This is a genomic window from Synechococcales cyanobacterium T60_A2020_003 (assembly GCA_015272205.1).
Classification (GTDB): Bacteria; Cyanobacteriota; Cyanobacteriia; order RECH01; family RECH01; genus JACYMB01.
Genome location: JACYMB010000252.1, coordinates 1 through 9,420, shown reverse-complemented (window position 1 = coordinate 9,420; position 9,420 = coordinate 1). Strand labels below are relative to the sequence as shown.

The following is a 9,420-nucleotide window of genomic DNA, read 5'->3' as shown; positions in this document are numbered from 1 at the left end:
ACTGAAGGAAACGCCTTATTCTCAATACGGTGTGCTTCTTGCTGTGACCAATTACGAAACAATTATGGGGTGGAGAGTTTTGGAGCGACGGATACTTTGCGAGTACGGTAGGCCAGCATGGAGATGAAGGAATGATTGCCAAGTACGTCAAGAATCAAGGCAATGAGTATCTCCAGTTGCACCGAGATGAGCAACTTGCTCTTTTTTGATTCTGATACCCCGTCCGCTTGCGGCGGGGTAGTTCATTGCCTTTTGTCATACGTGCCTCATGAAATGCGCGGTAAATTTCGCCCTCGGTCACCATTTGCAAGAATCCACCCACGATATACACGGCTGACGAGGTGCCTCCAATAATCACCATCATGGTGAAGACTTTGAGTGCTGGAGAGGTAATCGGATTCACTTCACCATAACCCACTCCAAAAATGGTGATCACCACCATGTAGATGGCATCCAGCAAGCTCCATCCTGCGAGGGTGTAGCCTGTAACCGCAATGATGATCGTTAGGGCGAAGAATAGACTTCCAGTCAGGACGCGGCGAAACGATTCGTGTTTGATAAAACTATCCATTTGAAGCCATGGCGATCGCCCCTCACGCAACGATGTTCTGTAGACAGGCAGGATGGGTCAGTAGGCAGGCATACATTCAGACCCTAACCTTAATCCTGCACAGGTAAAACGGTTGGTTGGGGTTGCGTATGTAACTATTCTGGCCGACTGAATTGATATCCAATATAGCCAGGAGGTTCGTCCTGTATTGATGGTTTGGCGACAAGACTGCAAATTCCTGCCCAATCCTGAGCAGACTCGATACGTAGGCAAAGCCAAGCAGAGCCTATGCAGCCTAATTCACCCAATTCCGGCGAGAAGGAATTGGGTCAATCGATTCAATTGGCGTAATCGCGAACCCGTTGCGACCGCGTTCCCTAGCTTTATACAATCCCGCATCAGCCGCCGCAAGCAACGTTTCTACCGTAGTGGCAATGTTTGGAATGGTGCTGGCGATGCCTAAACTCAAAGTGATGTAATCACTAATTTTCGATCGGATATGAGGAATCGCTAGGGCTTGCACGCTGGCCTGAATTGCCTGCACAACGGCGATCGCACCCGTGACATCCGTATTCGGCAAAATAATCACAAATTCTTAGCCTCCATAGCGGGCGACCAAGTCTCCAGGACGTTTAAGCGTTGTCTGAATAGCCTGAGCAACCTGAAATCGTAGGTATCATTGTACTGTTTGAAGAAATCGATATCCGCCATGATCAACGATATGGGTTGTTGTTCCCGGGCTAGGCGGTGCCACTCTTGCTGACTGATATCTTCGAATGAGCGCCGATTCGCGATTTTGGTGAGTTTGTCGTGGGTTGCAAGATATTCCAAATCTTGGTTGGCCTGCTGCAAACGATGGTAAAGTTCGGATTGCTGAATGGCGATCGCCAACTGATCTGCAATATGCTGGAGCAACTCCGCTTCCGCCATTTGCCATACCCGTTTTTCAGCACAAGCATGGATGCAGAGCAAGCCCCAAATTCTTATGGAGTCTCCATCCACGGGTTGCAGAATCGGGGCAACAATTTTCGACTGAATTCCCATCTCATGGGCATAGTCGGTTAAACATTCGCTCCAAGCATCCGTGTCAACATCAGCGACAATACGCGGCTGTCCCTGGAGGTAAAAGGCCGAGCAGTCCTCTGGAAAACACTCATCTGCCCAGGCGGTGTTCAGCACCGAGGCATACCCCTCACGCACCGATTCTTGAATGACCCGGCCAATACGGTCTTCGTTCAGATAATAGATCAACGCCCGATCCGCTTGCAGCGTACAGCGCACATCTTCTACAGCCGTCGAGAGGACGGTATTGAGGTCAAGGGATTGGCGCATGTGCTGCGTCACTTCGACAAAAAGCTGTTCTCGCTGAAGTTGTTCGGCTAGGGCTTGTTCGGCGGTCTGCCGCTCTGCTTCCATGCGTTTGCGATCGCCAATGTCAATCAAAATACCTTGCAACCGTATAGGCTTGCCCTGCTCGACGATCACACTCACCACATTCTCAAACCAGACGATGCGACCATCAGCAGCAATCATCCGATACTCAAAGTAATGGTCTTCCCCTGCCTGAGTTGATTCCCAGCAATAGGACACCACCCAATCCCGATCCTCTGGATGAATGTGGTTTTCCCAAAATTGGGGTTCCGTGGTCCAGCGCTCCAGTGGGTACCCCAACACGTCTTCCGCCTTTTTACTGACAAAGGAAAAAAGCAGCGTCGATAGGTCAAACTCCCATACAATTCCGTCAATGGCATTTATCAAAGACTTATACCGCTGTTGAGACTCGGCAAGAGCAACATCTGCCAGTTTGCGCTCATTAATGTCTTCTAGAATGATACCCATCGATTGTAGGGTTCCCGCCTCATCCCGAATGGCCGAAACCGTGACTTTGCCCCAAACGATTGCGCCATCTTTGCGAATGTAACGTTTCTCTTTCGCGAACGATGAGACTTCACCCGATTGGAGTTGTCTGACGTTCGTATCCGAGATCTCAAGGTGATTAGGATGGGTGAGGTCTCGAAAGGTTAGGGTGTGGAGTTCGTCAACGGTATAGCCAAAGAAGTCACAAAACTGCTGATTGGCTTCTAGATAGGAACCGTCCATTCTGCAATAGGCCATTCCTAAGGAAGATTGCTCGAAAATACTGCGGAGTCGGGCATCTCGCTCTCGAAGTTGAGCTTGGGCGAGCTTCTGCTCGGTCACATCCCGCCCAACGGAGTAAATTGTAGTTTGCTCAACAGCGACGAAGGCTGACCACTGGATCCATTTGTAACGCCCATCCTTACAGCGATATCGGTTTTCACAGCGGTGTTTAGTTTCCGATCCAGTCTTGGCGGAATTTTGAAGCATCGCATCTAAGGCACTACGGGTCGTAGCTTGATCCCCTGGATGGATAAAGTTCATATAATTGCGCCCAACCATCTCAGACGGACGATAGCCCAGAATTCTCTCGCAGGCTGGGTTCACCCGCTTAAACGTGCCATCCAGGCCAATAATGCACAGCATATCTGCTGAGAGCATGAAGAAGCGATCGCGCTCTTCCAAAATCTGCTTCCGCTGGGTGATGTCGATCATGTAGCCCAGCATTCGCGCGGGTGCGCCTTGGCTGTCCCACAGTACCACTCCTCGATCTAAGACCGTGACATACTCCCCATCGCGATTTCGAAAGCGGTATTCCAGTTCAAACTCGTCCCGATCTAACAAATCCAAATCAGCCAGCTTAATGTGATCGTCAGGATGAACGTGATCAAGCCACCAGTCCCTTGTTGGCTCAACCTCTTCTGGTAGAAACCCCAATAAACTTGTCATGCCAGAGGTTCGCAGCACCCGACCCGATGGAATATCCCAATCGTAGATACTTCCCTTAATTGCACGACTCACCAAATGGAACCGCTCTTCACTGTCCTCTAGACGACGCACCATTTGGCAATGGTCAATCTTGAGCGCCAGAATCTGAGCTATGCGCCTGAGCCACTGGAGATCGCGATCGCCCACCGTAGGCCAAGGCGGATCCATCAGGCAGAGCGCCCCTAACCCCTGATGACGAATCGCTAAGGGAATGTAGACCGCAGTCTGGAACGGAGAATCGCGCCTAACGTCACCATAGGATTCAATCAGGGGATGGTTGTGTTGGGCAACCGTTTGAACTGTGGAATAAATGTGTTGAAAAAGGGTATCGGGATCGTGGGGTGAGTTTTGAGAGGTGATAGCGGTGGGGCGATCGCCATCAACCACGACCATCATCACCGTCGGGCATCCTGTAATCTGACTCAGTTCATCCACCGCTTGCTGCATGTTGGAATAGAGCGAGGCAGGATGAAATGAAAGAGCCGAGATCCGCTGGAATGCTCGCAGTTCACGAAAGTCTTGAGACCTCTCACCAAATGCATGGCTAAACCAGGACACTTGCGATCGCCCCCAGCAACGCACTGCACGGAGTAGGGTTTCTACGCTCATACGAATAGACGTCCAAACCATAGAACTTGAGCAACTTAAACGGCAAGCCGCTTAATCCAGCAACGTATTCTGTTATTACAGTCAGGTGTGGTCTAACCGATCAGATGGGGTCTAAACGAAAGGAACATGTAGGTACAAGCTTGAATCCCCTACAGACCTGAAGAGAAGACATTTGGCTGATCGAGTAACGGATTCCGTCAACGAGGATGGCTCTGGGAACTGGGGAAACGTTCCCGCGTTACCGAGCTTATAGAAGATTCCCCTCAATGGCTCCAATGTTCCCGGAGATTGGCAGTGAAATAACATCACAGCTACTTCGGTTTAGAAAGCGTAACCTGAGCTTGTACTCCTGATGGTAATTGTGAACGGGGCTTAACGATCCGGTGCCGACTATCTAGACCAGCCGATGCTAGACATGGGTTCAATCCTGGCTAATCAGCTAATCAGCGATCGCTCTAAACATTCGAATCCCAACAATCAACGAAAAGAAAAGACTGGTGGGGGAGGGAGAATTTAGCCTAAGGCAACTGGTCGGGCTGCACTCTGCCCCATACCGAGGGTGTCGTCGTACCGGAGGCTTGCATCGAATCGCCACAGCCATACCCGCTCAGCATACCGCTGAGGGGGGAATCGGGATACGCCACTGCAAGCTCTCACTAGGTTTGATGACTGGGCTGGATGTTCTCCATTCATTAGGATACCGACATTCCTTACCGCTGTCTTCCGTCTGGGGCAAGTTTTTCGACTGGAAGTCGGTTTAAACTGGAGAGTTAAAGAAAACAAGGCACAAACGCTAGCGACGGTCGTTAGAGTTTCCTCTATAGTGAAATATGCTAGCCGCTACAACGAGTGCCTGTTGTGTGCCCAGCCGAGTGGACAGTTCAAAGGACGATTGCACCCATGCAGAATTTCTTATCCATCGCGTACTTCAAAGGTCAGTTTGTACCCTTCGCAGATGCGAATCTTTCCATTGCCACTCATGCGCTGCACTACGGGACGGGCGCATTTGGCGGACTCCGAGGCATTCCCGATCCTCAAAATGACAATCAAATCCTGCTCTTTCGTCTGGATCGGCACTGTCAGCGTTTGAGCAACAGCGCGCGCTTCTTGCAGTACGACCTACCGCCCGAAACCATTCAGCAGGTGATTGTGGATTTTGTGCTGAAGAACCAACCCCGCACGTCCTTTTATATTCGTCCGTTTGTGTACACCTCGGATTTAGGCATTGCCCCCCGGTTGCACAAGGTTGAAAAGGATTTCTTTGTCTACGGGTTGGAGTTGGGGGATTACCTGTCCCCAGAAGGGGTGGCCTGCCGCATTAGCTCCTGGTATCGCCAAGAAGACCGCAGCTTTCCGCTTCGGGGCAAAATCAGCGGAGCTTACATCACCTCTTCCCTTGCTAAAACTGAGGCTGTGGAATCGGGGTTTGATGAGGCAATCCTCCTCAACTCCCAGGGGAAAGTGAGCGAGGCATCAGGAATGAACATCTTCATCGTTCGCAATGGCACGCTGATCACTCCTGGATTTGAGCAAGATATTTTGGAGGGCATCACACGGGACAGCGTTCTCACCATTGCCCGCAATTTGGGCATTCCCGTTGTGGAACGCCCGATTGATAAGTCAGAGCTGATCATTGCCGATGAGGTATTCCTGAGCGGAACTGCTGCCAAGGTCACGCCCGTTCGCAAAATTGAAAACTATACCCTGTCGAGCGATCGCCCCATCACCGAAAAACTGCGCCACGCCCTGACCGAAATCACCGAGGGACGTAATCTAGAGTATGAGGACTGGGTGTTTCGGATTGCGCTCTAAGGCGATGGGGTGAAGAGGTAGTGGGGTGAAGGGGTGAAGAGGGCATGAATTCCGACTTCCTGACACCGACTCTCCAACATTCCCTCTGCTCCCTACCCCGCCGATTCTTCACTCTCTACTCCGCCGATCCTCCGCTCCCCAATCTGCTGATCCCCCACTTCTTCACTCCCCCACTCCCTATACCTATCTGTTCTGAATGCTGCTGTCGCCTGTCTTTGCCAACTTGCCTCAAGATGCAGTGGCGCTCAATCTGGAGCGCTTTTTGATTGTGTTAGCTGTTTCGCTGGGGGTAGCAACCCTGTCCCGATTTGTGGGATGGCTCCGTCAAACGCCCTACACGCTCCTGCTTGTGATTGTGGGACTGGGGTTGGCGCTGCTGAATGTTCGGCTGATCAACCTTTCACCCGATCTGATTCTGCTGATTTTCCTGCCCCCGCTTTTATTCGAGGCTGGATGGAACGTCAATTGGAGCAACTTTAAAAAAGATCTGGTTCCTATCTGTCTCTACGCGGTTTTGGGCGTTTTGATTTCGATTATGGGGATCACCGTCGGGCTGAAAGAGTTTGCAGAGGTTTCCCTCGGAACGGCTTTATTAATCGCAGCCAGCCTATCGACAACAGATCCGATTTCGGTGATTGCCCTGTTTCGAGAGTTAGGGGTTGATAAGCGGCTGACCGTTCTCATGGAAGGTGAAAGCCTGTTCAACGATGGGGTTGCCGTCGTGGCGTTTGGTTTGCTGTCCGGGTTTGCCATTAACGGGGCAGAGTTCACCATCCAGGTGGCGATCGCCCGTTTCCTCGTCACGGCAGGCATTGGGTTTGGGGTTGGCCTGTTGATCGGTTTTGGCATTTCCTATCTCACCCAGCGCTTTGACCTCCCCTTGGTAGAGCAGTCGTTAACTTTGGTGGCAGCCTACGGAGCCTATGCGATCGCCGAAGAATTGGGCGGATCAGGGGTAATTGCCGTTGTTCTCGTTGGGGTTATTCTCGGCAACTACGGTTCCCAGGTGGGCATGAGTCCGCGCACGCGGTTGGTTGTATCAGAGTTCTGGGAATTTCTGGCGTTTTTGGTGAACTCGATCGTGTTTCTCCTGATTGGAGATCAGGTGCAGTTTGAGGCCATGGGGGGCAATCTTGCGCCTGTGGGGATCACGATCGCGGCGGTGATTGCTTCTCGCGCCATCAGTACCTACGGGCTGACCAGTCTGAGCAATGCGATCGCCGGATCAGACATTTCCTGGAAATATCAGACCGTGCTGTGGTGGGGGGGCTTACGAGGGTCGGTTTCGATTGCGCTGGCTCTGAGTGTACCGAAGGCGTTTCCCGACCGAGATTTGATTATTGCAACGGTATTCGGAGTCATTCTGTTCACGCTGCTCGTTCAGGGACTCACGACCCAACCTTTGTTAAAAAAACTGGATATGCTTGGGGATCAGCCCTTGCGCCAGAAATATCTGGAGGCGATCGCCCGTCGGGTCGCCTTGAATCGAGTCTTGTCTTATCTAAATCAGCAGTGCGATCGTTTAGAAATTGAACCGACCCTTTGTCTATCACAAGCTAGCCAGATCAAGCTGCAACTGGAAACGGTTCAGCAGGAAATTTTAGATATGCAGGAGCAGAACCCAGAACTAAAAGACCTAGAAGCAGAACAACTGCGGACGGAAGCCTTAGCCATTGAGGCAGACACCTATGCTGAGTTTATCCGCACCGGACGACTGAACGGGAAGCTTTCCCCTGTGGTGCAACAGATTCTCTTGGAGGCAGAAGGTCGGGAAGAGGTGAAGGGAACATAGTGGCTTGAGGGTGCGATTAGCGAGTCCACGTCACCAGAGAGGCGTAAAGATAACTAATCGCCTCTGCTAAGACGGTGCGAGTGCCGCTACTGCTTTGCCACCATTGCTGAGGCTCATAATCCGGCGGTGCAGCCGTGTAGATACCTACCTGAATGGGATGAAGCGCTCGACGAAAGATGAGCCAACTCCGTCGAGCATGGGGCCCCATCGAGTATAGGTTGACGGCCTGGATGTCAGGATGGGTTTGCAAAAGCCAGTCCCGCACGGCGATCGCAGAGGAAAATGTGCGATTGCGTTTTACCCAGGTACTTGGAATAGGGGTTACGGCATCGTCAGGTAATCCAAACAGAACGAGGCTATCGGCAGCCACTTCCGAAAAGCTGTCGTATCCAGTCAAGTAGCGTCCATAGTAGACTGGATGCCCCGTCGTTATCACTAAAGAGTAACGTTGAAGGTCGGCAACCAGGGTTTTCAGCACATCATCGGGAATCCAGCCTTCCACCACCGCCACGTCTGCCTTGGAAAGGGGACGGCTGACCGCCAAAAACGGATAAATCCATCGGATGCTGGCCATGAAGCCTAAACTAAGGGCGATCGCCGCCACGATCCAGCCCTGCCAAGTGAGTGTCCAGATTTCGGTGCGTTGAAAGAAATAGACCATCGGGATTATCAGGTGTGTCTCTATGGCATTGATCTGTGCAGTATGCCCCGTGTCTATGCCTCAGTCCTTATCTCCGTGCGCTGCCGTTCTAGATACTCAAAAACGCTTTTATCGCCAATATCGGGCGGGATTGGCTGAATACACTTTCGAGCCGCAAAAACCAACAATAAGATCGCCCAAACCGCCAGTCCTGCTTTCTCCCACGGTGTCGTTAGAATGCTGGTCATGTGCCCCAGTAACAGCAGGGGTACCAACGGTGTTAAGAGTTTGGTTTCCAAGCGGTCGAAACAGAAGGCTTCCTTGAAGAAAATTCCGGTTAGGGCGGCAAAGGTGAAGCCCATTCCCCAGAGTAAAGCTGGATGGTAAAACACGGCGGCAGCTAACGGTTCTGGAGCGGCGATCGCCAGCACCAGGGCGCTAATCGTACCTATCCCCCAAAAGGCTTGAAGTGCCCGATGCAGCGGTCGGAGGTAGATATGGATGGTCCAGAGGCTCAGCCCCAATCCCAGCGAAAACAGTCCATACAAAACCGTGATTCCGGTCAGCCATCCGGTAGACAAGGGCGAAATGCCAAGCACAATGCCAGTGGCGATCGCAAAACTAACGGCGGCGATCGCTAATCCAGTTCGATACAGGATCACCCCTTGGCGATCGCTCCTCGTAATCGCGAATTCACCAAATTGCCCTTGATAAACGGGAGCATCAGGGGATAAATCCGAGGGGGAGGATGCTGAGGATGCCATAGGACTTTCTCCAAAGTGCGATCGCGCTATCTCTCAAGGTTAACGTGTTCGCTCTTAGCATACCGATGTTCCGTTTGTTTCGGTGGTGTAACCCTGTGTTATTTTACGAATTCTTAGAAAACGTGGCCTGAATGGGAGTCCCTACTGTTAGGCCCAAACGCTCTTGGGCATTGCCCTGGTTGACCGCAACTTCAATCCAGCCGTAGCTTCCAATTAGGGCGAGCAGTTCTCCGGGGGGGACATCACTGTAGGTTTGGTGCTGGGCGATCGCCTGTCCATTAATCTCCACTCGCCAGTCCGCACCGACTTCATCGACGGCAATATTGGTGATGGCATTCCCAAAGCGATCGCAATAATGAACTACCCCGCCGCAAGCGGACGGGGTATCAGAATCAAAAAAGAGCAAGTT

At 51.8% G+C, this 9,420-nt stretch carries 8 protein-coding genes and 1 pseudogene; 3 read left to right on the top strand and 6 right to left on the bottom strand.

Going from position 1 to position 9,420, the window contains the following annotated elements; genetic code table 11:
- The first annotated feature begins 50 nt into the window (after positions 1-50).
- Positions 51-209: pseudogene (locus tag IGR76_12625) on the top strand (transposase).
- On the opposite strand, the gene IGR76_12620 reads toward IGR76_12625, so the two are convergent.
- The 3 genes from IGR76_12620 to IGR76_12610 form a co-directional block, all read right to left on the bottom strand.
- Positions 155-571 carry a two pore domain potassium channel family protein gene (locus IGR76_12620; protein ID MBF2079329.1) on the bottom strand — a complete coding sequence of 139 codons (417 nt, stop codon included), beginning with the start codon at positions 569-571 and terminating at the stop codon, positions 155-157. The pseudogene IGR76_12625 and the gene IGR76_12620 overlap by 55 nt on opposite strands.
- 274 nt (positions 572-845) lie before the next feature.
- A complete protein-coding gene (locus IGR76_12615; protein ID MBF2079328.1) occupies positions 846-1,139 on the bottom strand; it encodes a diguanylate cyclase in 294 nt (97 codons plus the stop codon).
- The gene (locus IGR76_12610) at positions 1,136-4,024 is read right to left on the bottom strand and encodes a PAS domain-containing protein (GenBank protein MBF2079327.1); all 2,889 of its coding nucleotides are present in this window, start codon (positions 4,022-4,024) and stop codon (positions 1,136-1,138) included. The genes IGR76_12615 and IGR76_12610 overlap by 4 nt, the downstream gene beginning before the upstream one ends.
- An 879-nt stretch (positions 4,025-4,903) precedes the next feature.
- Between IGR76_12610 and IGR76_12605 the strand changes: the two genes are divergently transcribed.
- Entirely contained in the window at positions 4,904-5,815 is a 912-nt protein-coding gene (locus tag IGR76_12605) for a branched-chain amino acid transaminase (protein MBF2079326.1), read from the top strand.
- Positions 5,816-6,011: 196 nt separating this feature from the next.
- Positions 6,012-7,607: a sodium:proton antiporter gene (locus IGR76_12600; GenBank protein MBF2079325.1), complete on the top strand. Its 1,596-nt coding sequence runs from the start codon at positions 6,012-6,014 to the stop codon at positions 7,605-7,607.
- A 16-nt stretch (positions 7,608-7,623) separates the two neighbouring features.
- Here the strand turns inward: IGR76_12600 and IGR76_12595 are convergent, their stop codons facing one another.
- The 3 genes from IGR76_12595 to IGR76_12585 all read right to left on the bottom strand — a co-directional run.
- Positions 7,624-8,268: a YdcF family protein gene (locus IGR76_12595; protein ID MBF2079324.1), complete on the bottom strand. Its 645-nt coding sequence runs from the start codon at positions 8,266-8,268 to the stop codon at positions 7,624-7,626.
- 53 nt (positions 8,269-8,321) lie between these two features.
- Complete coding sequence (locus IGR76_12590) at positions 8,322-9,011, bottom strand: DUF2301 domain-containing membrane protein (GenBank protein MBF2079323.1); 690 nt, start codon at positions 9,009-9,011, stop codon at positions 8,322-8,324.
- Positions 9,012-9,114: 103 nt separating this feature from the next.
- Positions 9,115-9,420, bottom strand: a 306-nt coding sequence (locus IGR76_12585) for an SAM-dependent chlorinase/fluorinase (GenBank protein MBF2079322.1), incomplete at its 5' end; no start/stop codon positions are given.